Genomic DNA, 25,474 nt, shown 5'->3' with positions numbered 1-25,474 from the left:
ACCTGCGTCGGAACGGGTACCACTCCATCTTCCCGCACCGGGTACGACGTCGAAAGAGTTCGAATCGCCCGGTGTATTAGTCGTCCGAGTTCTTCACCGAGGTTTTCCCTTACGGTAGGGGCATGGCTACCGTCTGGACGATCCCGATCGACATCACTTCTCGCTGGCTCGACAATGCCGAGGTCCAGACCTTCCTCGCGTCCAACGACCTGGACAACGCGTCCCCCGACCCGCGGCTGCGGTTCGCGCAGTTCGCGGACGTCACGAAGTCCCTCGAACGGCACATCGGGCACACCTTCTCCTCCGTGCAGGGCGCCGCCACCGCACTGTTCGACGGCATCGACGGCGGGGTCCCCGTCGCGTTGAAACTGGCGGCGCTGCGCCTGATCCTGAAAGAGGTGTATCAGACCCGCCATGCGCCGCGGCCGTTCCCGAAACGGGTGGGTGAGGAACTCGGCACCTACGTCTACGCGCTCCTCGACCCCCGCAACAGGTCGGTGTTCTACGTCGGCTCCGGACGGGGCACCCGGGTGTACGGGTACGTGTGGGAGGCGCTGGCCGAGAACGAGCACCGGCAGACGCTCGAGGATCCGGAGACCGACGGCGCCGAGGTGAAGGCCGCGACGATCGCCCGCATCCGGGAGATCTACGACTCGGGACACGAGGTCGAGCACTACATCGTGGCGCATCGCGTCGCGGACACCGGCGGCGTCGCCGACGCGGTGCGGGGTGGAGTCGTGGGAGCGCTGGGGCTCGTCGAGGGCGCCGAGCTCGGCAACCTCGCCGGCGGCGCGGGCGAGCAGCGGGCCGTACCCGTCGACGACCTCGTGTTGCAGTACGCAGCAGAACCCGTGCCGAATCTGCCCACCCCCTGCGTCGTCCTCGAGGTGCCCGCCGCGTCCCGGCGCGGCGTGACGTCCGAGGAGGTGTACGAACTGTCCCGCGGTGCCTGGGCGGCGGGCGCCGCCGTCCGCAACACCGACGACATCCCGGTGATCGTGTTCGCGGACAACATCGTTCGGGCCGCGTACCGGGCCAGGTCGTGGTCGTCGGTGGCACGACCCGGCGACGCGGCGCTGTGGCGGTTCACGGGCGAGTCCGACACCGAACTGGAGAGCCAGTTCGTGAACAAGCGGATCGTCCCCGCCAAGGTCGGCCTGAAGAAGTGGCCCACCCACGGCTGGGTCCCGCACCTCACCCAGGCCCGCCCCGGCCGCTGACGTGAGCGGCAAAGCGTGCCCCGGCACACTTTGCCGCTCACCTGCGGAGTGGCCTCCCGAGTCGGTGGGGTGTGGTAAGTCTGAGCCGACCGGAGTTGGGGAGCGAAGGGAGGCCACGTGCTCGTCCTGCATCGCGCCGAGCGTTCCACCACTCTCGCGTCGGCTCTCGGCGACGTGCTCGCGACCCCGCTGTCCGATCCGTTCGCGCGTGAGGTCGTCGCCGTCCCGGCGAAGGGCGTGGAGCGCTGGCTCACCCAGCGACTCTCGACCGCGCTCGGTGCCCGGCCCGGCGTCGGCGACGGGGTGGCCGCGAACATCGACTTCCCGTCACCCGCCCGGCTCGTGGACGAGTGCCTGGCCGCGGCCACCGGAGTGGCCGCCGACGACGACCCGTGGCATTCGTCCCGGGTGCTGTGGGTGCTGCTCGGTGTCGTCGACGACTGCCTCGGCGAGCCCTGGTGCGCCGTCCTCGCGAAACACCTCGGGCACGGCCGCCCCGACGGCGACCCGGACGATCACCGGCCCGGCAGGCGCTACGCCACCGCCTCGCACCTGACCGAACTGTTCCGCAGTTACGCCGCGCAGCGGCCGGCGATGCTGGTCGACTGGGCGGCAGGCCGGGACACCGACGGTGCGGGCGGCCCACTCGACGACGACCTGCTGTGGCAGGCCGAATTGTGGCGGCGGCTGCGTGTGAGGATCGGCGGCCCCGCGCCCGCCGAGCGCCTCGACTCCGCCTGCGCCCGGTTACGTGAGGAACCGGGCCGCGTCGACCTCCCCGGCAGGCTGTCGCTGTTCGGTCCGACGCGCCTCGCGACCGATCAGATCGCCGTTCTCGCCGCCCTGGCCGTCAATCGTGATGTGCACCTGTGGCTTCCGCATCCGAGTCCCGCGTTGTGGTCGTCGTTGTCGACGGCGGACGGCGTCCTCGCGCGCGCCGACGACCACACCGCCCTGTCCGTCGCCCACCCGCTGCTGTCGAGCCTGGCGCGGGACGTCCGCGAACTCGAGTCGAGACTGACCCGCCTCGACGTCGAGGACCTCCACCACGCGGGACCCCCGCCGCCCGACTCTCTGCTGGGGCGCCTGCAGGCAGATGTCCGGGACGACCGGGCGCCGGCGCTCGCCGAGTGCACCGCCGACGCGTCCGTGCAGGTCCACGCGTGCCATGGGCCAGCCCGTCAGGTGGAGGTCCTGCGCGAATGCCTTCTGCATCTCTTCGAGGACGATCCGACTCTCGAACCGCGCGACGTGCTCGTCATGTGCCCCGACGTCGAGTCGTACGCGCCGCTGATCCGGGCCGCGTTCGGGCAGGACGTGCTCGGGCACCCCGGTCACCGTCTGCGGGTCCGCCTCGCTGATCGGGCCCTGCACCAGACCAATCCGGTGCTCGCCGTGGTGTCCAGCCTCCTCGAACTCGCCGACGCGAGGGTGACGGCGAGTCAGATTCTGGACCTGTCGGCGGCCGCCCCGGTGCGCAGGCGGTTCCGGTTCGGCGACGACGACCTCGAACGGATCCGGGAATGGGCGTCCGCGACGGGTGCCCGCTGGGGAATCGGGCCGCGGCAGCGCGCGGCGTTCGGACTCGGTGACTTCCCGCAGAACACGTTCACCACCGCACTCGACCGCATCCTGCTCGGCGCCGCGGCCGACGAGTCCGCGGGCGAATGGCTCGCCCTGGCTCTCCCGCTCGACGACGTCGACAGCAACGACATCGACCTCACCGGGAGGCTGGCCGAGTTCGTCGACCGCCTCGACGTCGCGTTGCGCGGGCTCGCCGGGCCACAGTCGGTCGCGGACTGGTCGAGCGCGCTCACCCGGGCGCTGGACCTGCTCGTCGACGTCGGCGCCGCCGACACGTGGCAACTGGCGCAGGCCGGAAGGGAACTGGGGGCGGCGACGGAGCACGGCGGCGACACGGTCCTGCGACTGTCGGACGTGCGCGCCATGCTCGCCACCCGGCTCGCGGGACGACCCACCCGCGCGAACTTCCGCACCGGGGAGCTGACGGTGTGCACGATGGTGCCGATGCGCTCGGTGCCGCACCGCGTCGTCGTCCTCCTGGGGCTCGACGACGAGGTGTTCCCGCGGGGCGTGAGTGTGGACGGCGACGACGTGCTGTCCCGCAATCCTCTTCTCGGCGAACGTGATCCGCGCAGCGAGGACCGGCAGTTGCTGCTCGACGCCGTCATGTCCGCCAGTGAGAAGCTCCTGCTGTTCTACACGGGCGCCGACCCCGTCACCGGCATGACCCGGCCTCCCGCGATCCCGCTGTCCGAACTGCTCGACGCGGTCGCGGCCACCGTCGGGAGCGATGCCCTCCCCGGCATCGTGACCCGGCATCCGTTGCAGCCGTTCGACGCCCGCAACTTCCGGCCCGAGCGTCCGTTCAGTTTCGACCGGGCGGCACTGGCCGGTGCCCGCGCCGCGCAGCATCCACCCGAACCGGAACCCGCGTTCCTGCCGGCGCCGCTGGTGCCGCCGACGCCGGAGGACGTCGACCTCGCGGAACTCGTCGCGTTCCTGGTGCACCCGACACAGGCGTTCCTGCGGCAACGGCTCGGGTTGCGGGTCCCCGACGTGGACGAGGACCTCGCCGACGCATTGGACGTGGCGCCCGATCCGCTCGCCCGCTGGGACCTCGGCCAGCGGATGCTCGTCGCGCGACTGTCGGGAACCGAACCGGCCGACTTCCGCGCCGCCGAGTGGCGCCGGGGCACGTTGCCGCCGTTCAAGTTGGGGGAGTCGGTGCTCGGCGACATCGAGCACGCGGTCGAGTCGCTCGTCGCGGTCAGCGGGTCTGTGCACGTCGGACGCGCGGAGACCGTCGACGTCGATGTCGATCTCGGCAACGGACGGCGCCTCACCGGCACCGTGGGGGGTGTGCACGGATCGGTGATCGCGAGCACCACGTATTCGAGGCTCGGTCCGAAACACCGCCTCACCGCGTGGGCCCAGTTGCTGGCGGTCGCGGCCGCCGACCGCGACGGCGACACCGACTGGACGGCCGTGACGACCGGCCGCGGCTCGTACAGCCGCCCGGCGTGGCGCTCGACCCTGACGGCGCCGGAGAACGCGCGGGAGGAACTCGTGCGACTGGTCGAACTGCGCGATCTCGGGTTGCACGCGCCGTTGCCGATCGCCACGGGCGCGTCGGCTGCCTACGCCGAGCGACGGCACGGCGGCAGCAGCATGGAGGACGCGATCGAGGCGGCCCGGAAGGAATGGGGCAGTGATTTCGGTGACGCACGCGACCGCCACATCACGTACGTGTACGGGGCTTCGCCCGGCATCGACGTCCTCGGCGATGCGGTGACGATCGAGAACTACGCCCGGCAACTGTGGGCGCCACTGCTCGCTGCGGAGACGGTGGCGCAGCCGTGACCGGCGCGCGAGGCTTCGACCTGCTCGGTCCGCTGCCGGCGGGTACGACGGTGCTCGAGGCGAGCGCCGGCACCGGCAAGACGTACGCGATCGTCGGGCTGGCCGTCCGCTTCGTCGCCGAGGGCGGTGTCGACCTGTCGCAGTTGTTGCTGGTGACGTTCAGCCGCGCGGCGACGCAGGAATTGCGGCAACGCACCCGTGAGCGATTCGGTTCCGCCGCAGCCGCATTGGCCGACCCTGCGACCGCGCGGCTGAGCGTGGACCACGTGATCCGGCACCTCGCCGAGGCCGAAGCCGACGAGGTGACGCTCCGGCGCAGGCGCCTGCTGCAGGCACTGTCGGATTTCGACGCCGCCACCATCGTCACCACCCACAGCTTCTGCCAGCGCATGCTCGACGGCCTCGGGATCGCGGGTGAACGCGACCCCGACACGGTGCTCGTCGAGGCCGCCGACGACCTCACGACGGAGGCGATCGCCGACCTGTACCTCCGGGCGTACGGTCGCGCCGACTCCGCGCCCTTCACACCCGCCGAGGCCACCACCGCTGCCCGCGCCGCCATCTTCGACCCGCAGGCCGTGCTCGCCCCGGAAGATGCGCGGGGCACCCCGGCCGGAGATCGGGTCGCGTTCGCCGAGGCGGTCCGCGCCGAAGTCGCGCGCCGCAAACGCGCGGTGGGGCTGCGGGATTTCGACGATCTCCCGATGCTCCTCCACCGCGTCCTCAGCGATCCCGAGCACGGTGCGGCGGCCTGCAGGCGGGTCCGCGAACGCTACAGCGTCGTGCTCGTCGACGAGTTCCAGGACACCGACCCCCTGCAATGGGACATCCTGCGCCGAACGTTCCACGACAGCGGAACGCTGGTGCTCGTCGGCGACCCGAAGCAGGCGATCTACGCGTTCCGCGGCGCCGAGGTGCTCAGCTACCTGGACGCGGTGCGCTCCGCCGACCGGCACCAGGAATTGACCACCAACTGGCGAAGCGATCAGGAACTCCTCGACGGCCTCGACTATCTGCACGGCGGCGCCGCACTCGGGCATCCCGAGATCGTGGTGCACCGCGTCGACGGTGCGAGGCCGAAGTCGCGCCTGACGGGCTCGGTGCCGCTGCGGCTGCGGTACCTGCCGCGGACCGGCGCCGGGCCGATCAACAAGTCGGGATACCCCGCGGTGGGGCAGCTCCGGACGAAGATCGCCGCAGACCTCGCCGCCGACGTCGTGGCCCTCCTCGACGGCGGCGCGACACTGTGCGTCGGGGGGAGCGTCCGACTCGTCGAGCCCGGTGACATCGCGGTCCTGGTGCGCACCAACGCCCAGATCACCCTGGTCCACGACGCCCTCGACCGGGCCGGGGTGCCGTCCGTGCTCGCCGGCGGGGCCAGTGTCTTCACCACTCCCGCTGCGCAGCAGTGGCTCTGGATCCTGCAGGCCATCGAGCAGCCGCACCGCGCCGACCGGGTGCGGCTGGCCGCGCTCACCCCTCTGCTCGGCCACACGGCCGAGGAACTCGACGCCCGTGGCGATGACATCGTCGCGGAGGTCGGCGGGCAGCTCCGGGAGCTCGGCTCGGTGTTCGCGCAGTCCGGGTTCGCGGCCCTGTTCGAACGACTGTCCGCGGTCGGCGCGCTGGAGGCGAGACTGCTCCGGTTGGCGGCGGGCGAGCGGGCGCTGACCGATCTGCGGCACGTGGCTCAGTTGCTCAACGGTGCCGCCGTCGAGCAGTCGCTCGGCCTGACGGCGGTCACCCGCTGGCTCACCGAACGCATGAAGGATCCGACCTCGGGCGGGGTGGACCGCAGCCGACGGCTCGACAGCGACGCCGCGGCGGTGCAGATCGCGACCGTCCACGCCAGCAAGGGCCTCGAATTCCCGCTCGTCTACCTGCCGTACGCGTGGGACGCCGCCACGATCTCGAAACCGAGCAAACTGCTTCTGCACGACGACGGCGGGCGACGCGTCCTCGACGTCGGCGGCCCGGGCAGCCCCGGCTACGCCGACCGCAGGAACCGGCACGACGCCGAAGAGGCGGGGGAGGAGTTGCGGCTGCTGTACGTCGCGGTCACCCGGGCGATGTGCGGGCTCGTGCTGTGGTGGGCGCCGGCGTTCACGACGGCAGGCGCGCCGCTGCACCGGATGATTCTGGGTCGGCAGCCCGGGCAGCGGGACGTCCCGCAGAAGGTCACCGTCCCCGAGGATCCTATTGTCGCGGAACGGTTGTCCGCCTGGGGCACGGCGGCGCCGGAGACGGTGACCGTCGAGGCGGTGGGTTCCGAACCCATCCCGCGCGTCGGCTGGACACCGCAGCGTGAGCCCAACGGCGACCTCGAGGCCGCGCGGTTCCGTCGGCTGCTGGACACGAGGTGGCGTCGCACGTCGTATTCGGCGCTGACGGCGTCCGCACACGACGCGCCCGCCGTCGGCAGTGAAGCGGAGGTCGAGGAGAAGACGGACGAGCCGGACGAACCGCCGCTGCACGCGCCGGACGACGTCACCGCGGGATTGCCGTCGACGATGAACGAACTGCCGGGCGGCGCGACATTCGGCACGCTGGTCCACGCCGTCTTCGAGATCGTCGACACCGCGGCACCCGATCTGGACGACGAAGTCCTGCGGTGCTGCCGCGACGTGATCGCGTCGACCCTGTCGGACGTCGATCCGGCCCAGCTCGCCGCGGCACTGGTACCGGTGCTGCGCACTCCGCTCGGCGCGGGGGCACTCGCCGACCTGGCACCCTCAGACTTGCTGGCGGAACTCGACTTCGAACTGCCCCTCGCCGGCGGCGACACGCCGTCGCTCACCGTGATGCTCGACGGCGTCGGCAGACTGCTGCGCACCCACCTTCCCGACGACGACCCACTCCGGTCGTACGCCGACGCCGTGCAGACACTCGAACCGACCCCGCTGCGCGGATACCTCACCGGCAGCATCGATGCGGTGCTGCGTCTGCCCGGACCGCGGTACGTCGTGGTCGACTACAAGACCAACCGTCTCGCGCAGGGCGACCTGACCACCGCGCACTACACCCGCGAGAGGATGGCCGCGGAAATGCTGCGGGCGCACTATCCACTGCAGGCCCTGCTGTATTCCGTTGCGCTGCACCGCTATCTGCGCTGGCGGCAGCCGGACTACGATCCGGCGGTGCACCTCGGCGGTGTGCAGTACCTGTTCGTCCGCGGGATGGTCGGGCCCGGCACACCACCGGGCTGCGGAGTCTTCGACTGGGCACCGCCCGCCGCGCTGATCACCGAGCTGTCCGACCTGCTGTCCGGGTCGGCCTCCACACCGGAGGCGGCGCGATGACCGAGGTGCAGGTGGCGCAGCGCGGCAAGGGGATGCTGCGGATCTTCAACGAGGCCGGGGTGCTGGCCGCCGCGGACGTGCACGTCGCGCTGCGGTTGTCGGCGCTCGGTGGCGAATCCTCGGAAGACGTCGTGCTGGCGACGGCGCTGGCGGTGCGTGCGGTCCGGTCCGGCTCGGTGTGCCTGGACCTGACGCGGTTCCGGGACGTCACCGTCGACGAGGAATCCGAGGTCGATCTCGACGCCCTGCCCTGGCCGGACGACGACACCGTCGTCGCGGCACTGCGCCGGAGCCCGCTGGTCACGGGTGGTCCCGCGGGACCGCTCCGACCGCTGCGGCTCGTCGACACGGCCGAGGGCGGGCTGCTCTACCTCGACCGGTACTTCCGGCAGGAAGCCACCATCCGGCGGGTTCTCGACCAGCGCGCCGTCGGGTATCCCCTCGTCGACGAGCAGTCGCTGCGGGAGGGGCTGGACGCGTTGTTCCGCGACCAGCACGACCAGACGGCGCCGGCTCCGTCGCCGGACCGACAACGGATCGCGGCCGCGGTCGCGGCCACCGAATGGACGTCGGTGGTGGTCGGCGGACCCGGAACGGGCAAGACCCACACCGTCGCCCGGGTGCTGGCGTTGCTGACCAGGCAGCCCGGGCCGGGGCGGCGTATCGCGCTCGCGGCACCCACCGGGAAGGCCGCCGCGCGGTTGCAGGAGTCGGTGCGCGAGCAGGCCGACGCACTCGGATTGCCGACCGAACTGAAGGCGATGACACTCCATCGGCTGCTGGGCTGGCAGCGTGGACGCGGCAGCCGCTTCCGTTACAACGCGAACAACCACCTGCCCTACGACGTGATCGTGGTCGACGAGACGTCGATGGTGTCGCTGACGATGATGTGCCGGCTCCTCGAGGCCGTCCGCCCGGACACGCAGTTGGTGCTCGTCGGGGACCCGGATCAGCTGACGTCCGTCGACGCGGGCGCGGTCCTCGCCGATCTCGTGGCCCGGCCGGTGTCGGGCACCGAGAATCCGGTGCTCGCCAGGATCGTCGGCGACGACCTCGACGCCGCCGACGACCCGCTCGAAGCCGCCCTGAGTGCGGGCGAGCGGGACAGGTTGCGGGGCGGCGTGGTCCGGCTCAGCCGCGGGCGGCGCTTCGGCGGCGCAATAGCTCAGCTTGCCGTCGCGGTGCGGGAAGGCGAGCCGGACGAGGTCGTGGAGATCCTGTCGCGCGGTGCCCCGGAGGTGTCGTTCCACGGACCCGAAGATCTGGACGCACTGCGGGCGGACGTGGTGGCGACGGCCGCCGCGGTCACGGGGTCCGCGGAATCCGGCGATGCCGCTGCTGCACTGCAGCATTCGGAGGAACACCGGCTGTTGTGCGCGCACCGGGAAGGTCCGTACGGCGTGCAGCGGTGGGCGCGGCAGGCGATGGAGTGGATCGGGGAGTCGACGGGGCAGCGACTGGACCCGGATCGCTGGTATCCGGGCCAGCCGCTGATGGTGACCGCCAATGATCACGAAACGAAGATCTACAACGGCGACACCGGGGTGATCGTGCGTCGGGACGATGATGAGCTGTTCGCCGCATTCGTTCGGGGCAGCGAACCGTTCCTGTTGCATCCGGCGCATCTGTCCGCGGTGCAGACGGTGTACGCGATGACGATTCACCGCAGCCAGGGCAGCCAGTACGACACCGTGACCGTGGTGCTGCCCGGCGCGGCGTCGTCGCTGCTGACCCGCGAATTGCTGTACACCGCGATCACCCGTGCGCGAAAGCACGTGCGGATCATCGGGACCGAGGATGCGGTGCGGGCGGGAGTGCAGCGCCGGGTGCTGCGAGCGAGTGGGCTGCGGAGGGCGATTCCGTAGCCCGGCCCCGGACGGACGAGATCGCGACGGCGAGCGTCGCCGACAGGAACACGACCTGCAGCAGTGTGCGGGGGATCAGCGCTTCGAACGGTCCCGTCGACAGTCCTTCCGCGGCGGCGTACACGTTCGCCGGGAACATCAGGATCAGCAGGGCGGTGAGGCACCCGGCCGCCCACGGCGCGGTGCGCCGGATCAGCAGTCCGGCGGCGCCGGCCAGTTCGAGCAGACCGGTCAGGGTCACCAGCAGGCCCGGGTTCGGCAGGGACGGCGGAACCATGGCGACGAGTTCCGCACGCAGTCCGAAGAAGTGGGCCATCCCGGTCAGTGTGAACATGGCCGCGAGTCCACCCCGCAGGGCGACAGGCCACGGCCGGAACCGGCGCACACCGGCCGCGCCCGCGGCGAGCAGTGCCAGAGTGACGGCGACGAGGGCGATCAAGGGTTCCATGTCGGTCTCCTGAGTCGATCAGTGTTCGTGGGTGTGACCGCTGCGCAACAGGCGGTCGCGGGCGGCGCTGAATTTCCGTGCGACGGGCACACGGGTGGTGGCCCGGGCCAGGCCCATCGCCGGTGTGCCGACGTAGATCGACTCGGCGCGGTCCACCGGATAGGTCTCGTGCCAGACGCCGACGGCACCGGGCGCCTTGCGGGCCCGCCGATTGAACGCGGCCCAGGCCGGGCGGTGCTTCGCCTGACTGTCACTGGCGTAGGCGTACAACTTGTCGACGGAGTTCCAGTACTGAATCACCGTCGGTCCGCGCCCCTCGAATGTCAGGCGGTAACCCAGCAGACCCGAATCGGGGTCCTCCGAGAGTTCGCGCAGCATCCTCGGCATCGCGACGAGCGTGGGCAACCACAGGTCGGGCCGCCACGGCCGGTTGATGGTCATCCCGATCAGGAAGACCACCAGTTCGCCGTCGTAGTGGTGCGTCGAACGGGTGGGTTCGATCGTCGTCATCTGACCCCTCCCAAGGGTTGGATATTGGAACTATCTAATAATGGATAGTGTCAGTATCCAATGTCAAGGGTGCGGGCGCGCGAAAAACCCGGACCGCGCAGAGCGCGACCCGGGTGGATGGTGCGGAGTGGATTACGGCAACGGGACCTGCGGTGTCACCGGCACGACCGAGGCGAGCGCGCGCTCGTGGGCGTCGGTGGACCATTCGGGCTCGGTGGTGATGTTCAGGTCCCCGACGATGGTGCCGAAGAGGTCGATGTCCGTGCTGTACAGGATCACCGCGTTGCGCTGCGAGTCCGTGAAGTTCGTGCCGGTGATGTTCGCGTCACTCAGGTCGGCGTGCGACAGATCCGCGGCCGCGAAGTTGGTGCCGGTGAGGTTCGCCCGCTTCATGTTCGCGCCCGCCAGGTCGGCGAAGCTCAGGTTCAAGCCCGCCAGGTTCGCGGAACTCAGATCGGCTCCCGGGCAGGTCGTGCGGTCCTCGGGGCTCGGATTCGCCACAATCCTGCAGCCGTTGATCTCGGTGAGCACATCCGCCCCGGCCGTGCCGGCGCCCGCATAAAGTGCGGCACCTCCGGCCAGCGCGGCCGCGCCCAGTGCCCTGAAATGTGTCCTGCCCATGCCGGACCGCCCCCTCGCGTAGAACCTCGAACCGTCATCGCCGAACTTAGTGCCGACCGCCCTGCGGCGCATGGGGAACGGCGACACCGGCACGTCGTGCCTCGTGCGACGCAGACGCACCCCTTCTCGGTAGCCGCACCCGTTCTGGGGCTCGAAAAGGGGTGCGTCTGCGCAGAAGGGGTGCGCCCGCGGGTGCAGCGGTCGGTGCCTGAACATCCCTCACCGATCGGAACGGACCTCGACAGGTGCCGGGGGTGTCCGTCGGATGTGCACGTCGGGGAAGGTGGGGATCTCGAATCGGGTGTGGGTGAAGGGTTCGGTGCAGACGCGCTGGGCGTGGGCGGCGATCTCTCCGAGGGGGGTCACCCACATTCCGTCCATTGCCTTGACGTTTTCGACGAGTCGTTCGAGTGCTGCTGCTTTGGAGGGCCGTCCGGAGATGAACGGGTGGTTCGTGAGGACGAAGCACCCGCCTTCGGTGTGCTGGGCCTCCGCTTCCAGGGTCCACATCTCGAGGACCTTGGCGGGACTTTCGATGACGCCGCTGCCGGTGACACCCGGGTAGAACGCGTATTGCTCCCAGTCGTCGAGTGCCCAGTCGACGGGAATTTCGATCAGGGTCCGCCCCGATTCCGGGCTGGTCGCCATCAGGTAGGGTGCGTCGCCGTCGAGCAGGCTGGAGTCGTAGACGAAACCTCGTTCGGCGAGGAGTTCGGGTGTGTGCCAGTTCATTTCCCACCAGGGTGCGCGATAGCCGACGGGACGGATGCCCGCGACCTCTTCGAGCGCGTCGAGTCCCCGGTCGAGGTAGCGTGCCTCGGTGGCGGCGTCGAGGCCTTTCATGGGTTCGTGCAGATACCCGTGGTGTCCGACCTCGTGGCCGCCGTCGATGATGGCGCGAACCGTGTCGGGGTAGCACTCGGCGGTGAATCCCGGCACGAAGAACGTCGCGCGCACGCCCTGACGTTCGAGCAGTCGCAGAATGCGGGGGACGCCGACGCGGGGGCCGTAGGACTGGTGGCTCATCAGCGACATTCGGTTCGCCGAGGTGGGATCGTGGGCGAGGACACAGGATTCGGCGTCGACGTCGAAAGTGAAGGCGGCGGCTGCGGTGTGGCCCTGCGGCCATGTGAAGTCGTTGTTCACGAGTGCTCCTGGTGTGTCGAGTTCAGTTGCCGGTGAGGACGTCGGGGAAGTCGGTGGTCGCGGCCGATCGTGTCGGGGATTGACCGGTGATGCGGTAAGGGCGGTGCGCGCGGGGGCCGAGGACCGCGTAGAGGGCGGCGGCGACTCCGCCACCTGCCAGCCAGGACAGGTCGAGCCCGCCGAGGGCGCGTGCCGCGAAGCCCTGTGTGAGGCTCGTGGCGCCGTACATGAACAGCCATGTCGCGGCGATTCCGGCGAAGAAGCATCCCATCGTGGTCCAGTTGACGTCGGGCAGTCGGCGAGATCCGATCGGGTCGAAGAGCCGGCGTGCGTCGATCTGTCGTTTCTCGACCCGGAAGTAATGGACGAGCATGATGCCTGCCCAGCTCGCGATCCAGGCCACGATCGCCGCCAGCCACGTCTCGAGCACGGTGGCCAGGCTCGATTGGAAGATGAAGAAGACGACCACGACGAGGGCGAACATGCCGACCAGCAGGTTCAGCTTCCGGCGGTGCACCTTGATGTCGAGGGCCTGTGCGGCGACCGAGAACGTGTAGATGTTGAGGATGTTGGTGGCGATCGGCCCGTGAATGACGAGGAAGAGTACCGGCAGCGCCAGGGCGCCGAAGTTCGACACGATCAGCTCACCCGGATCCACGGAACCGTTGGTCGTGGCGAGGCTGGCGCCGAGCACTCCGAGCCACACCACGGGAACGAATTGACCGAGGGTGCTGGTCAGGTACAGCTTGCGCCGCGACACCGTCCGGCTCACGAACCGGGAGTAGTCGCAGGCGTAGGTGAACCACGTGATTCCCCAGCCGATTCCGATCACGGTCATCACCGTCGACATGGCCGCGATCCGGGCGCCGCCGTGCAGGACTTCACCGGTGGGCCCGGCGTACGACCAGTCGATGTCGAGGTGGAACCAGGCGACGACGGACATCAGAACCAGTACCGCCAGTGTCGGGGGAACCGTCCAGCGCTCGAACGCGGCGATGACGCGGTACCCGAACCACGCGATGGTCACCTGGATCGTCATGATGACCGCGCCGACGAGGACCTTCGCGGCCAGGTTCCGCTCGTGTGGGTCGACGAGGTCCAACTTGCCGAGCAGTGCCATGACCAGGTCGAGGACGATCCAGGTGTTCACGGCGCACCACCCGACGGCCAGGCAGGCCTGGATTGCGGCCGGCAGATACGCGCCGCGCCGGCCGAACGCCGCCCGCGACAACACCATGCCGGTGACGCCGGTACGCTGGCCGATGAGAACGAAAACGCCGAAAAGTGCCATGCCGACGACGTTTCCGGCGACAAGGACGATGAGTGTGTCGCGGAGACCGAGTCCGAGACCGATGCCGAGAGCGCCGAGAACCCAGTTGATGGGCGCGATATTCGCCCCCGCCCAGATCCAGAACTGGCCGGAGACACGCGTCGTGCGTGCTTCCTCGGGGATGGGTTGCAGTACTTCTTCGAAATTGTGGACGTGGGGACTGTCGGTGGGAATGTTCTTGACCATCGGACTCCCTTTGTGAGGCCATGTGGGCTTCCCATCTTCCGGTGCGTGACCCACATCACACCATTTACACTTTGCCAATAAAATCGGGTTGCCAACGAACGGAATGTCATGTCGCTGTCGTTAGCCGACGTCCTCGCGCACCCGAGCCTGGCTGCCGGACGCCCCGTCGTTCGTGTCGGAGCCCAGCTTCTGACGCAACCGGTGCGCTGGGTGCATTCGAGCGAGGTCATCGACATCGCGCACCTTCTTCGCGGCGGCGAACTGCTGCTGACCGCAGGGTTCGCGCTTGCATCCGCCGATCCGGACCGACTGCGGCGGTACGTGCGTGAATTGTCGGCTCGCCGCGTCGCCGGAGTGGCCATCGAGACCGGGGCGCAACTGCCGCAGGTCCCGGCAGAACTGATCGAGGAGGCGTCGGCGGCGGGGTTGCCGGTGGTGGAGTTGCGGGGGGTCGTGCCGTTCGTCGAGGTGGCCGAGGCGATCAACGGCCTGCTGGTCAACGAATCGGTGCAGCGACTGCGTCGTGGTGACGCCGTCGCGCACGCGTTGTCGGAGGAACTGGCGCGCGGTGGCGGTCCCGACGAGTTGCTTGCGGTGCTCGCGCGACTCCTGCCCGGCGACGTGACCCTGCTCGACGCGGCCGGCGACGTGATCGCGGCCCTCGGGAACGAGATCGTCACTTCTGCAACAGATTCGGGGCTGTTCTCGGTACCGGTAGCGGTTCACGGTGTCGGTGTCGCGACGCTCATGGTGTCTCCGGACGACGCGGCCGATCACGTCACCGCGGAGGCGATCGTCGAGCGAGCGCCAGCAGCGCTGGCGATCTCGCTCCTGCGATCCTTTCCGCCGTCGGCCGCGGTCCGCGCCGCGCAGGCGTTGCTGCGGATCGCCGGCCAGCCGAATCCTGCGCCCGAGCGTCTCGTCGCGGCGGCCCGTGCGGCGGGGCTGGCCGACGGCGTGTCGTACGTCGGGGTCGTCGGCCGTTCGGTCGACAGTCCGGTGGCTCTCGCGGCTGTCGACGCGACGCTGCATCGGTACGCGGCCGGAACGGTGTCGTCCGTGGCCGGCGGCGAGTTGCACGCGATCGTCGTTGTCCGTGCCGACGACCGGTCCGGGTCGTGCACCGCACTGGTCGAGTCGTTGCGCACGACGTCCCGGGCGGAGCAGGCCCGGGTGGCGGTGGGGCCGGTGGTCACCGGTCTGACCGGATTGCCCGGGACGCTGGCGGAGGCGCGGTTCGTGCTCGGGCTCGCGGGCGACCTGGGCATCGCCGACACCGTGGTGGTCGCCGCGGACCTCGTTCTCGAACGCCTGGTCCGGCGGATCGGCGATCCTGCCCTGTTGGCCGGATTTGTCCGGGAAGTTCTCGGGCCGCTGCTCGCGGTGGGTGTGGAACGTGGTCGCCGCCTGATCGACACGTTGGACGTCTACCTGCAGTGCGGGTGCAACAAGACCGAGGCGGCGGCCCGGCTGCACGTGCAGCGCCAGACGCTGTACCAGCGGCTCGAGCAGATCTTCGCGCTGCTCGGCGAGGATCCGACGGGTTCGCCGCGGCTCGCTGCCCTGCACCTCGCGACGCGCCTCTACCTCGGTGGTGTGGTCGACGCGAACTGACATTCTGCGGGGTCGCGGAACCCACGCAGCGGATCGTCTATTGCAACAGGGTTGCGTTCTTGTGAACTTCACCGGGAATTGCGCACGGAGGTGGCGCGACCTCCGATGTGACGTGTTAACTGCGGTTTCAGGTCCGATTCATCCTCTGCAACACCGATTCGGTTGCGGTCGCGATGCGCCCCGTTGACATGTGACGGTGCGCACAATATCGTCATTAATCGAATCGCAGTTGCACTGACAGCAACACTTGCCATTCGTCGCAGTCGGCAGGCGCCGACGCCCCGAGAAGGAGTGGGCATGGCCCAAAACCTCAATTCCCCCTCAGTTGCGCCACAATCGGACGAGGACGGCGCGGTGAACCCCTCGCCGCGAGTTCTCCGGCGCGTCGTCGCGGCGAGCTTCGTCGGCAACTTCGTCGAGTGGTTCGATTACGCCGTATACGGCTATCTCGCAACGGTTATCGCGGTGGTCTTCTTCCCCGAGGCCGCGCCCACGACGGGCCTGCTGGCCACGTTCGCGGTGTTCGCCATCTCGTTCGTCATCCGCCCGATCGGCGGCCTCGTCTGGGGTCACTTCGGGGACAAGATCGGCCGCCGCACCGCGTTGTCGCTGTCGATCCTCATCATGTCGGCGTCGACGTTCTGTATCGGCCTGATCCCCGGCTTCGATCAGATCGGGTACCTCGCGCCGGTCCTGCTGCTACTCGTCCGCATGGTGCAGGGATTCTCGGCCGCCGGCGAGTACGCGGGTGCCTCGGCGTTCCTCGCCGAATACGCCCCGGACCGCAAGCGCGGCCTGTTCACCAGTGTGGTGCCCGCGTCCACAGCCGCCGGACTTCTGTTCGGATCGTTGATCGCGGCACTGCTCACCGCGGTGCTCTCGACGGAACAGCTCAACGGGTGGGGCTGGCGGTTGCCGTTCCTGCTCGCGGCGCCGATGGGTCTGATCGGCCGCTACATCCGGTTGAAGCTCGAGGACACCCCGAAGTTCCAGGAAATGGAACAGAAAGTGGAGGCCAACGCGCCGCTGTCGATCCTGTTCACCCGTCATCGACGGGCGATCGTCATCGCGTTCGGAGTCACGTGCCTCAACGCGGTCGGCTTCTACCTGATTCTCAGCTACATGCCGACCTACCTGTCGGAGGTGTTGAACGTCGGGCACACGGCCTCGTTCGTCGCCGCGTCGATCGCCCTCGCCTGCTACATCGTGTTCATCTTCGGGATGGGTGCGCTCTCGGATCGATTCGGCCGCAAGCGAGTTCTCATCGGCGCGTCGATCTGCTTCGCCGTGTTCACCGTCCCGTTGTTCAGTGTGCTCGGGGCCGTCGGGATCGTGGGTGTCGTCGTCATCCAGATCGTGCTGTGCGCGTTCCTCACCATGAACGACGGCACGCTCCCGACCTTCCTGTCCGAGATCTTCCCCACCCAGGTCCGCTACAGCGGGTTCGCCTTCAGCTTCAACACCGCCAATGCCCTGTTCGGCGGCACCGCGCCGTTCGTCGCCACCCTGCTGATCGAGATCACCGGCAGCGCACTTGCGCCCGCCTGGTACCTCGTTGCCGCAGCCCTCGTCGCCATGGGCTCGATGCTGATGGCCCGCGAAACCTCCCGTAGACCCCTGGCCGACGTCTGACCACCCGCACCTCCCACAGAAATGCGGCATCACCCGATGCCGCCGGCAATTCGAAAGGAACATCATGAACTTGGAGCGCACGAAGAGCATCCCCAACGGCGAGAAGGTCGTTCCCACGTTCTCCCCGGTGGAAATGGACCGCAGGCTCGTCGCACTGCGTAAGCACATGGCGGACAACGGGGTCGCCGCCGTGCTGTTCACCAGCTACCACAACATCAACTACTACTCCGACTTCCTCTACACCGCGTTCGGCCGCCCCTACGCGCTCGTTGTCACCCAGGACAGCTCGACCACCGTGTCCGCCAACATCGACGCCGGCATGCCGTGGCGGCGCACGTTCGGCGAGAACGTCGTCTACACCGACTGGCGCCGCGACAACTTCGAGTACGCCGTGCAGCAGGTGCTGGCGAACCAGGGCATCTCGCGCGGCATGCTCGGTGTCGAGGACGACCACCTCACCCCCGACCTGCGGTCCCGCGTCGCCGCGGTGCTGCCGGGAGTGACGTTCACCGACGTCGCCAAGGCCACGATGCGTCAGCGCATGGTGAAGTCGCCCGAGGAGATCGAACTGATCAAGCACGGCGCCCGGATCGGCGACCTCGGCGGCGAGGCCATCCGCGACGCCGTCACGGAGGGCGTCCCGGAGTACGAGGTGGCGATCGCCGGGTCGAACGCGATGATCCGGGAGATCGCGGCCACCTTCCCGCACGCCGAACTGCGCGACACGTGGGTGTGGTTCCAGTCGGGTATCAACACCGACGGTGCCCACAACTGGGCCACCAGCCGTCGCGTCGAGCGCGGAGACATCCTGTCGCTGAACTGTTTCCCGATGATCGCCGGCTACTACACGGCGCTCGAGCGCACGCTGTTCTACGGTGAGCCGTCGGCGGAACATCTGCGACTGTGGGAGGTCAACGTCAAGGTCCATCGCCGCGGCCTCGAGCTCATCAAGCCGGGCGCGGTCTGCAAGGACATCGCTGCCGAGCTGAACGAGATCTACGAGGCCGAGGGTCTGCTGCCGAACCGCACGTTCGGATACGGGCACTCCTTCGGCGTGCTCTCGCACTACTACGGGCGCGAGGCGGGCCTCGAGCTGCGCGAGGACATCGACACCGTCCTCGAACCCGGCATGGTCGTGTCGATGGAGCCGATGATCATGGTTCCCGAGGGAATGCCCGGTGCCGGTGGCTACCGTGAACACGACATCCTGGTCGTCGGCGAGGACGACGCGGAGAACATCACCCGGTTCCCGTTCGGACCCGAACACAACATCCTCGGCGTCTGACCGGTACGCCGACCCTGCCGCAGGTGTGGCAGGGTCGGCAGAGGTACAGCCGAGTCGAAGGAGCGCAGCGGACATGAGTGTGGACGACGTCGACCAACTCGGCGATCAGAACGGTGACACGAAGCCGTCGCCGTCGGTTCTGCTCAACGGGCTGCGCGTTCTGGAGGCGTTCTCGATCACCGAACCGGTGCTCGGTGTCACCGAGATCGCGCGGAAGGTCGATCTACACAAGAGCAGTGTGTCCCGGATGCTCGCGACCCTCGAGAAAGCGGGATACGTCGAACGGGAGGAGGGGACCGGGCGGTATCGGCTCGGTCTCGGCGTGATCGGCCTGGCCGGGCCGCTGCTGGCGAACCTCGATGTTCGGCGGGTGGCGCTGCCCGAACTCGAAGGCCTGACGCGCCGGACCGAGGAGACGAGTGCCCTGATGGTGTGGAACGGCCACGAATCCGTCGTCGTCGAACAGGTTCCGAGTCCCAAGCAGGTCAAGCACACGGCCGCGGTCGGCACCCGATACGACACGTATGCGAGTTCGTCGATCCAGGTCTTCCTGTCCGACATGCCGCGCGCCGAGGTGGAGCGGTTGTTCGAACGGCGGCTGCTGCTGGGGCCGGACGACGCGGACTCCGTGGGCGAGTACCTCGACGAACTGGGCGAGATCCGCGATCGCGGGTACGCCGTCAACGACGGCCGGACGTCGATCGAGGAGGTCGGCATCTCGGCGCCGGTCCACGACCACCGCGGCGTCCTCGTCGGCGCGGTGATGCTGTCCGCACCCCGTTTCCGGGTTCCCCACACCATGCTCGACTCGCTCGGCCGCACCGTCGCCGAGTCGGCCCGCACGGTGTCCGCGCGGCTCGGTGCACCTGCCGCGACGCGCGACTGACGACCGGATCTCCGGGTGTCCCCGGGGACTATCCTGGGTGGAGCGTGTCGGAGGTGGTGCAGGCGGATGGCGAACGACGATCCGTGGGCAACCCAGCGTCAGCCGGAGATCACGTCGGAGCTGGCAGCGGCAGGGTTCGACGATGCCGTGGAAATCGGCCGCGGCGGGTTCGGGGTCGTGTATCGCTGTCTGCAGGAAGATCTCGATCGCACGGTCGCCGTCAAAGTCCTGACGTCGAACCTCGATCCCGACAACGTGACGAGGTTCGTGCGGGAGCAACGGGCGATGGGCCGGACGTCCGGGCACCCGAACATCGTCGCGGTCTACCAGGTCGGGGTCACCCGGAGCGGTCGCCCGTTTCTCGTCATGCCGTACCACTCGTTCGGTTCTCTCGACGCGCAGATCCGTCGTTCGGGCCCTCTGGGGTGGCAGGAGGTGCTGCGTCTCGGGATCAAGATCTCCGGCGCCCTCGAGACCGCGCACCGCGGTGGGATGCTGCACCGCGACGTCAAACCGGCGAACATCCTGCTCACCGAATACGACGAACCGCAGTTGACCGACTTCGGCATCGCCCGCGTCTCGGGTGGATTCGAGACGACGGCAGGGTCGATCACCGGCTCCCCGGCGTTCACTGCGCCCGAGGTACTCGAAGGCAGGCCGCCGACGGTCGAGTCGGACGTCTACAGCCTCGGGTCCACCCTGTTCTGCGCGCTGACCGGTCACGCCGCGTACGAGCGCCGGAGCGGTGAACAGGTCGTCGGTCAGTTCCTGCGGATCTCCACGCAGGCGGTCCCCGACCTGCGGGACGCCGGAATCCCCGACGACGTGTGCAGCGCCGTCGAACATGCCATGGCCCGCGCGGTCGAGGACAGGCCGGGCGGCGCCGCCGACTTCGGCAACGAGCTCCGGGCGGTCGAGCGGCGCAACGGTGTGGTCGTCGACGACATGTACATCCCGATTCAGCGGGCGCCCGAGCAGCCGCACGATCATGCGGGCGAGTCCACCCCGTCCCGGCGCCCCGGGCTCCCGTACAACGTGCGGACGCCGCCGACCCCGCCCGCGCCGGTGACGAAGTTCCGCCCACCCACGACCACCCGGCAGCTCGTGCCTCGCCGCCGGCTGCTCGCCGCTTTGCACGCGGGACGGGACCGCAGGCTGACGCTCGTCCACGCGCCTGCCGGGTTCGGCAAGAGCAGTCTCGTCGCCCAGTGGCGCGACGACCTGGTCGAGGCCGGGACCGCGGTCGCGTGGCTGACCGTGGACCGGGACGACAACAACGTGGTGTGGTTCCTCTCCCATCTGGTCGAGGCGATCCGGCGGGTCCGCCCGGACGTCGTCACCGACCTGGGCAATCCCTGGAAGAGCACGGGGACGCGGTCGAACGGTTCGTCCTCACGTCGCTGATCAACCGGCTTCACGACAGCGCGGAGGCGCTCGTCGTCGTGATCGACGACTGGCATCGCATCTCCGACTCCGGGCCGATCGAGGCGATGACGTTCCTCCTCGACAACGGCTGTCACCACCTGAAGATCGTCGTCGCGAGCAGGAACAGGTCGGGGCTGCCCCTGAGCCGGATGCGGGTGCTCGACGAACTCAACGAAATAGCGTCCGAAGAACTGTGTTTCGACTTCGGTGAATCACAGAACTTCCTGGCGGACCGGGTGCAGGTTCCGCTGAAGGACACGGAGATCGAGCAACTCCGGGAATCGACCGACGGCTGGATCGCGGCACTGCAGTTGGCCTCGTTGTCGTTGCGGGAAGCCGGGAGTCCGGAGAACCTGATCGAACAGCTGCGGACGGGGACCGACGCCATCGGTGAGTATCTCGCCGAGAACGTGCTCGACGCCCTCGAGCCGGACATGCTCGACTTCATGCTCGCCACCTCGGTCCCCGACAAGGTGTGCGGCGACCTGGCGTCGGCGCTGGGCGGTGTGCGGGACGGGCAGGCGAGACTCGAGCAGGTCGCCGCCCGCGATCTGTTCCTCGGCAGGACGGGGGACGACCGTCAGTGGTATCGCTATCACCACCTGTTCGCCCAGATCCTCCATCAGCGCCTCGAGCGGGATCACCCCGGGCGCATCACCGATCTGCACCGCCGGGCGTACGACTGGTTCCGGGAGCGGCACCTGCTGGGCGAGGCCGTCGACCACATCCTCGCGGCCGGTGAACCGCAGCGAGCGGTGGAACTGCTCGAGGAGGACGACCTCTACCTCCTCGATCGGTCGCAGATGTCGACGCTGCTCGGCCTGATCGGAAAACTGCCCGCCGACCTGGTGGCCGCCAGCCCGCGGCTGCAGCTCACCATCGGATGGGCGAACTGCGAACTCCAGCGACTCGAACTCGCGCAGGCCGCCCGAACCCGCGCACTCGAGCAGATCGACGCCGGGGAGATGTCCGAGAGTCACGCCGCCCAGCTCCGGGTGGAAGCGGATGTCCTGCAGGCCGACATCGAGGCGACCGCCGACCGCATCGAGGGTGTGCGCGAGCTCGTCGCCGAATGCCTCGCCCGTCCCACGGAGTATCACCCCTTCGTGGTGTCGATGGCCGCTCTCATCGAGACGTTCGTGGACACGTGTGAATTCCGGTTCGAGGATGCGTACCGCAGGCAGAGCTGGGCGGCCCCGTACCACCGGCAGAACACGGGGCCGTACTCCGTCGCGTACGGATACTGTTTTGCCGGGCTCGCGAAATTCGAACAGCTCGACGTCGGCGGTGCGATGGAGCTGTACCGCAAGGCGTGCCGGCTGGTCCGGGAGGCGGAGAACACGCAGTCGCAGCATGCGCGGCTCACGCGCACGCTTCTCGCCGAAGTCCACTACGAGCAGGGCCGGATCGACGAAGCGGACGAGTTGCTCAACGAGACGTTCGACCCCGCCGCGCTCGGTGGCGCAGCGGATTTCATGATCCGGCACTACTGCCTCAGGGCGCGGATCATGGCGTTGCGTGGCGATCCCGGCGCCGCGGCACGACAGCTCGACGAGGGGGTTCGGACCGCGGAGACGTTCTCCCTGCCGCGTCTGCGGGCCGCCGTCGACAACGAGCGGGTGCGGATCGGGCTGCCGCTGGCGCCCGGGTTCGTGCCCGTCACGCGCGAGACCCGGCGTACCCCGACGGACGGGCTCGACCTGGCGACGGCGCAGCTCGAGGAAGAGGCGGCCATCATGTTGCTCGAGGCGCAGGGCGATTCGGCGGCCGCGGATCGGGCGTGCGAGTGGGCGAACGACTGGGTGCGGCAACTCGACGGCACCGGGCGGCGCCGGGCCGGGCTGCAGGCGATCCGGTTGCTGGTGTCGTGCCTATGGGCAGCCGGACGTCGTGACGAAGCGCAGGCGGCGCTTCTTCCCGCGGCCGTGGAGTGCGCTCGGCACGAACTGATCCGATTCCTACCCGACGGCGGCCCGAACGTCGTCGCAGCGCTGTCGGCGCTGCGGGAGAGCGGTCATCAGGGCCTACCGCGGACGTTCACCGATGCAGTGCTCGCGGCAGCCCACTAGCGCCCTCCGGTGAACAGAGGCGCCACGGTTCCAGCAGGGTTTCGTAGTGTGCCCTGGTGAAATCGTGTGTTCCGACGAGATCCGACACCGCGTGCGCAGCCGCCGCGTCGCGCACGGCGGTCGCGAGATCGGCACGCATCCGCTCGTCCTCGCGCAGGGTCACCCCGTCCATGTAGTGGCGTTCCCACGCGGCGTCCTGGGCGCGGTACCAGGACCTGATCCGGCCGGCTTCCGACGCCGCGTCTCGTGCGCAGATCCAGGCGCCGAGCCGCCGGCGGCCGTCGACGGCGCTGCTCGTGCGCGTCCGTGCTCCGAACCGTAGGTCGACGAATGCTGCCGCATCGACGGCGTGCCGCACGACGTCCTCCCAGTTCGGGCCGAAGGACTGTTCGCATTCGTCCTCGGTCACGGTGAACGAGTCGAGGGCGGACAGCGCGTCGTCCAGTACATCGGGGCGGAGAAGGTACGAGTCCGGCAGGGCGCTTCGGCTCACTAACTGGAATGCCACGAACGCGTCGCCGCGCACCGGCGCGCACTGCACGAGAACGTCGAGCACCGACAGCCGGGTCTCCGGCGCGTACGCGCCGCGCGCCGGAACCGGGTGCTGCCGGATGAAATGCGCGGCGCGGGCCGGGAGAAGTCGGAGTTCGTCTGTGATCATGTCAGCACTCGACGTAGTTGACGGGGACGTTGACGGCGAGACCACCGGTGGACGTCTCCTTGTACTTCGACAGCATGTCGGCGCCGGTCGAGCGCATCGTCTCGATCACCTGGTCCAGGCTGACGCGGTGGGTCCCGTCGCCGCGCAGGGCCATCCGGGCGGCGTTGATGGCCTTGCCTGCCGAGATCGCGTTCCTCTCGATGCACGGAATCTGGACGAGCCCTTCGATGGGATCGCAGGTGAGGCCGAGGCTGTGTTCCATGGCAATCTCCGCGGCGTTCTCCACCTGTTCCGGTGTGCCGCCGAGGATCTCGGCCAGTCCTGCCGCGGCCATCGACGCCGCCGAACCTACCTCGCCCTGGCAGCCGACTTCGGCGCCGGAGATCGACGCCCGCTCCTTGTAGAGGGATCCGACGGCGCCGGCCGCGAGGAGGAACCGGACCGCGGTCTCGTCGGGGTCGGCCCGGCCGGCGGGCGTGTAGTGGACGGCGTAGTGCAGGACGGCGGGGATGATGCCCGCGGCGCCGTTGGTGGGGGCGGTGACGATGCGCCCACCCGACGCGTTCTCCTCGTTGACCGCGAGCGCGACGAGGTTGACCCAGTCCTCCGCGAACGCGGGATCACGATGCGGGTCTTCCTGATCGAGCCGGAGGTACCAGTCCCGGGCGCGGCGCCGGACGCGCAGCGCACCGGGAAGGAGCCCGTCGCGGGAGATGCCGCGCCGCTCGCACTCGACCATGACGTCGCGGATGTGGAGCAGCCGGTCGCGGATCTCCGCGGCCGACCGGGTTTCGCTCTCGAACTCGAGCATGACCTGGCTGACGCGGTATCCGTGCCGCGCGCAGATGTCGAGGAGTTCCTTCGCGGACCCGAACGACGACCCGCTCGCCGGCGCCGGCCGGTGTTCCGTGCTCTCGGCTTCGGTGACCACGAACCCGCCACCGATCGAGAAGTACGTCTCCCGATGGATTTCCACGTTCCCGGCCGCATAGGCCGTCACCGTCATCCCGTTCGGGTGGAACGGCAGAATCGTCAGCGGATGAAGCACGATCTCGTCCTCGGCCAGCGCGATGGGGTGCGAACCGCCGAGCGCGATGCGCCGCGTGGTCCGCATCGCCTCGAGTCGCTGCTCCATTTCCTCGGTCTCGATCGCCTCGGGCCGATACCCCTCGAGGCCGAGCAGAACTGCGGACATCGTCCCGTGGCCGGCGCCGGTCGCCGCGAGCGAGCCGTACAGGTCGACGCGGACATCGGTGACGTCGTCGAACGCACCGAGCGTGCGCAGGTCGGACACGAAACGCGCGGCCGCGCGCATGGGTCCGACGGTATGCGAACTCGAGGGGCCGACACCGACGGAGAACAGGTCGAACACGCTGATGGTCATGGGATTACACCGCCTCACTGAGTTCGGTCGCGTACTGCGCGGGCGTGAGGAGTCCGTACGCGGACGATGTCGGCGAGGGCAGGACTGCGAACAGCCAGCCCCGGTGAAACGGGTCGTCCGCGACGAGTTGCGGATTCTCGGCGGCGTCGGCGTTCGTCATCGTGACGAGTCCGCTGATCGGCGCGTACACGGTGAGGGCGCTCCGCGCGGACGTCCACACCAGCGCGCAGGGGGCGCCTGCCTCGATCGTGCTGCGTACTGCCGGAAGGTCCAGCCGGACCACCTCGACGTCGTCGAGGGCGGTGTCGGTGACGCCGGCGCGGAGCGGAAAGTCGGAGAAGTGCTGTCCCGGTGCGAGGGCCACCCAGCTGTGCGTGGCCGTGAACCGTCGATCCGAGGGAATCTGTCGAGCTCTCATGCCTTTTCCTTTGACAGTCGGGCGTTGGGGTCGCGGACGTCTCACTGGTGATCAAACAGGTCGGATATTGATATATCAGTGTTGGTGATAA

Annotated in this window: 17 protein-coding genes and 1 pseudogene; 10 read left to right on the top strand and 8 right to left on the bottom strand. The window is 69.0% G+C overall.

The genetic code is table 11. The features are described from left to right. Positions 1–122 precede the first annotated feature (122 nt). The 4 genes from P3H15_RS04115 (at position 123) to recD (ending at position 9,768) form a co-directional block, all read left to right on the top strand. On the top strand, positions 123–1,220 hold the full coding sequence (locus P3H15_RS04115) for a GIY-YIG nuclease family protein (protein ID WP_276136074.1): 1,098 nt from the start codon (positions 123–125) through the stop codon (positions 1,218–1,220). Between the two features lie 117 nt (positions 1,221–1,337). Further along, positions 1,338–4,604 carry an exodeoxyribonuclease V subunit gamma gene (gene recC, locus P3H15_RS04110; RefSeq protein WP_276136073.1) on the top strand — a complete coding sequence of 1,089 codons (3,267 nt, stop codon included), beginning with the start codon at positions 1,338–1,340 and terminating at the stop codon, positions 4,602–4,604. Beyond that, entirely contained in the window at positions 4,601–7,903 is a 3,303-nt protein-coding gene (locus P3H15_RS04105; RefSeq protein ID WP_276136072.1) for a UvrD-helicase domain-containing protein, read from the top strand. Before recC ends, P3H15_RS04105 begins: the two co-directional genes overlap by 4 nt. Continuing rightward, entirely contained in the window at positions 7,900–9,768 is a 1,869-nt protein-coding gene (gene recD, locus P3H15_RS04100; protein WP_276136071.1) for an exodeoxyribonuclease V subunit alpha, read from the top strand. Before P3H15_RS04105 ends, recD begins: the two co-directional genes overlap by 4 nt. Before the next feature lie 37 nt (positions 9,769–9,805). Here the strand turns inward: recD and P3H15_RS04095 are convergent. The 5 genes and pseudogenes from P3H15_RS04095 to P3H15_RS04075 form a co-directional block, all read right to left on the bottom strand. Next, positions 9,806–10,216: pseudogene (locus P3H15_RS04095) on the bottom strand (DoxX family membrane protein); the annotation flags it as partial. 18 nt (positions 10,217–10,234) lie between these two features. Further along, on the bottom strand, positions 10,235–10,726 hold the full coding sequence (locus P3H15_RS04090; protein ID WP_276136069.1) for a DUF4188 domain-containing protein: 492 nt from the start codon (positions 10,724–10,726) through the stop codon (positions 10,235–10,237). A 132-nt stretch (positions 10,727–10,858) separates the two neighbouring features. Next, positions 10,859–11,347, bottom strand: coding sequence for a pentapeptide repeat-containing protein (locus tag P3H15_RS04085; protein WP_276136068.1), 489 nt, complete (start codon positions 11,345–11,347; stop codon positions 10,859–10,861). 219 nt (positions 11,348–11,566) lie between these two features. Further along, a complete protein-coding gene (locus P3H15_RS04080) occupies positions 11,567–12,493 on the bottom strand; it encodes a polysaccharide deacetylase (RefSeq protein WP_276136067.1) in 927 nt (308 codons plus the stop codon). A 22-nt stretch (positions 12,494–12,515) separates the two neighbouring features. Then, on the bottom strand, positions 12,516–14,009 hold the full coding sequence (locus tag P3H15_RS04075) for a cytosine permease (RefSeq protein WP_276136066.1): 1,494 nt from the start codon (positions 14,007–14,009) through the stop codon (positions 12,516–12,518). A gap of 108 nt (positions 14,010–14,117) precedes the next feature. On the opposite strand from P3H15_RS04075, the gene P3H15_RS04070 reads away from it, so the two are divergent. The 6 genes from P3H15_RS04070 to P3H15_RS04045 all read left to right on the top strand — a co-directional run bounded on the left by P3H15_RS04070 (position 14,118) and on the right by P3H15_RS04045 (position 22,920). Beyond that, on the top strand, positions 14,118–15,623 hold the full coding sequence (locus tag P3H15_RS04070) for a PucR family transcriptional regulator (RefSeq protein WP_276136065.1): 1,506 nt from the start codon (positions 14,118–14,120) through the stop codon (positions 15,621–15,623). Between the two features lie 297 nt (positions 15,624–15,920). After that, positions 15,921–17,255: an MFS transporter gene (locus tag P3H15_RS04065; RefSeq protein WP_276136064.1), complete on the top strand. Its 1,335-nt coding sequence runs from the start codon at positions 15,921–15,923 to the stop codon at positions 17,253–17,255. 64 nt (positions 17,256–17,319) lie between these two features. Further along, positions 17,320–18,540 carry a M24 family metallopeptidase gene (locus P3H15_RS04060; RefSeq protein WP_276136063.1) on the top strand — a complete coding sequence of 407 codons (1,221 nt, stop codon included), beginning with the start codon at positions 17,320–17,322 and terminating at the stop codon, positions 18,538–18,540. 73 nt (positions 18,541–18,613) lie between these two features. Continuing rightward, positions 18,614–19,426: an IclR family transcriptional regulator gene (locus tag P3H15_RS04055; protein WP_206012987.1), complete on the top strand. Its 813-nt coding sequence runs from the start codon at positions 18,614–18,616 to the stop codon at positions 19,424–19,426. Positions 19,427–19,492: 66 nt separating this feature from the next. Next, positions 19,493–20,830, top strand: a complete 1,338-nt coding sequence (locus P3H15_RS04050; RefSeq protein WP_276136062.1) for a serine/threonine-protein kinase — start codon at positions 19,493–19,495, stop codon at positions 20,828–20,830. A gap of 38 nt (positions 20,831–20,868) precedes the next feature. Continuing rightward, positions 20,869–22,920, top strand: coding sequence for a hypothetical protein (locus P3H15_RS04045; protein ID WP_276136061.1), 2,052 nt, complete (start codon positions 20,869–20,871; stop codon positions 22,918–22,920). Here the strand turns inward: P3H15_RS04045 and P3H15_RS04040 are convergent. From P3H15_RS04040 to P3H15_RS04030, 3 genes are read right to left on the bottom strand one after another with little or no spacing between them, the layout of a single operon-like run. Further along, positions 22,889–23,581 (bottom strand): hypothetical protein, encoded by a 693-nt coding sequence (locus tag P3H15_RS04040; RefSeq protein WP_276136060.1) that lies wholly within the window; start codon positions 23,579–23,581, stop codon positions 22,889–22,891. The genes P3H15_RS04045 and P3H15_RS04040 overlap by 32 nt on opposite strands. 1 nt (position 23,582) lies before the next feature. Beyond that, positions 23,583–24,965 carry an L-serine ammonia-lyase gene (locus P3H15_RS04035; protein WP_276136059.1) on the bottom strand — a complete coding sequence of 461 codons (1,383 nt, stop codon included), beginning with the start codon at positions 24,963–24,965 and terminating at the stop codon, positions 23,583–23,585. A gap of 4 nt (positions 24,966–24,969) precedes the next feature. After that, positions 24,970–25,383, bottom strand: a complete 414-nt coding sequence (locus P3H15_RS04030; RefSeq protein WP_276136058.1) for a glycine cleavage system protein H — start codon at positions 25,381–25,383, stop codon at positions 24,970–24,972. Positions 25,384–25,474 lie beyond the last annotated feature (91 nt).

Origin of the sequence: Rhodococcus sp. T2V, from assembly GCF_029269925.1 — a bacterium.
Lineage (GTDB): Bacteria > Actinomycetota > Actinomycetes > Mycobacteriales > Mycobacteriaceae > Rhodococcus_F > Rhodococcus_F koreensis.
The sequence above is the reverse complement of the archived record's forward strand: the minus strand, read 5'-3'. Positions and strand labels throughout refer to the sequence as shown.

Coding starts and splice junctions, on each gene's coding strand:
- P3H15_RS04075 (WP_276136066.1), bottom strand. CDS start 14,009: ATGGTCAAGAACATTCCCACCGACAGTCCCCACGTCCACAATTTCGAA.
- P3H15_RS04060 (WP_276136063.1), top strand. CDS start 17,320: ATGAACTTGGAGCGCACGAAGAGCATCCCCAACGGCGAGAAGGTCGTT.
- P3H15_RS04090 (WP_276136069.1), bottom strand. CDS start 10,726: ATGACGACGATCGAACCCACCCGTTCGACGCACCACTACGACGGCGAA.
- P3H15_RS04085 (WP_276136068.1), bottom strand. CDS start 11,347: ATGGGCAGGACACATTTCAGGGCACTGGGCGCGGCCGCGCTGGCCGGA.
- P3H15_RS04030 (WP_276136058.1), bottom strand. CDS start 25,383: ATGAGAGCTCGACAGATTCCCTCGGATCGACGGTTCACGGCCACGCAC.
- P3H15_RS04070 (WP_276136065.1), top strand. CDS start 14,118: ATGTCGCTGTCGTTAGCCGACGTCCTCGCGCACCCGAGCCTGGCTGCC.
- P3H15_RS04035 (WP_276136059.1), bottom strand. CDS start 24,965: ATGACCATCAGCGTGTTCGACCTGTTCTCCGTCGGTGTCGGCCCCTCG.
- P3H15_RS04115 (WP_276136074.1), top strand. CDS start 123: ATGGCTACCGTCTGGACGATCCCGATCGACATCACTTCTCGCTGGCTC.
- P3H15_RS04065 (WP_276136064.1), top strand. CDS start 15,921: ATGGCCCAAAACCTCAATTCCCCCTCAGTTGCGCCACAATCGGACGAG.
- P3H15_RS04055 (WP_206012987.1), top strand. CDS start 18,614: ATGAGTGTGGACGACGTCGACCAACTCGGCGATCAGAACGGTGACACG.
- recD (WP_276136071.1), top strand. CDS start 7,900: ATGACCGAGGTGCAGGTGGCGCAGCGCGGCAAGGGGATGCTGCGGATC.
- P3H15_RS04040 (WP_276136060.1), bottom strand. CDS start 23,581: ATGATCACAGACGAACTCCGACTTCTCCCGGCCCGCGCCGCGCATTTC.
- P3H15_RS04050 (WP_276136062.1), top strand. CDS start 19,493: ATGGCGAACGACGATCCGTGGGCAACCCAGCGTCAGCCGGAGATCACG.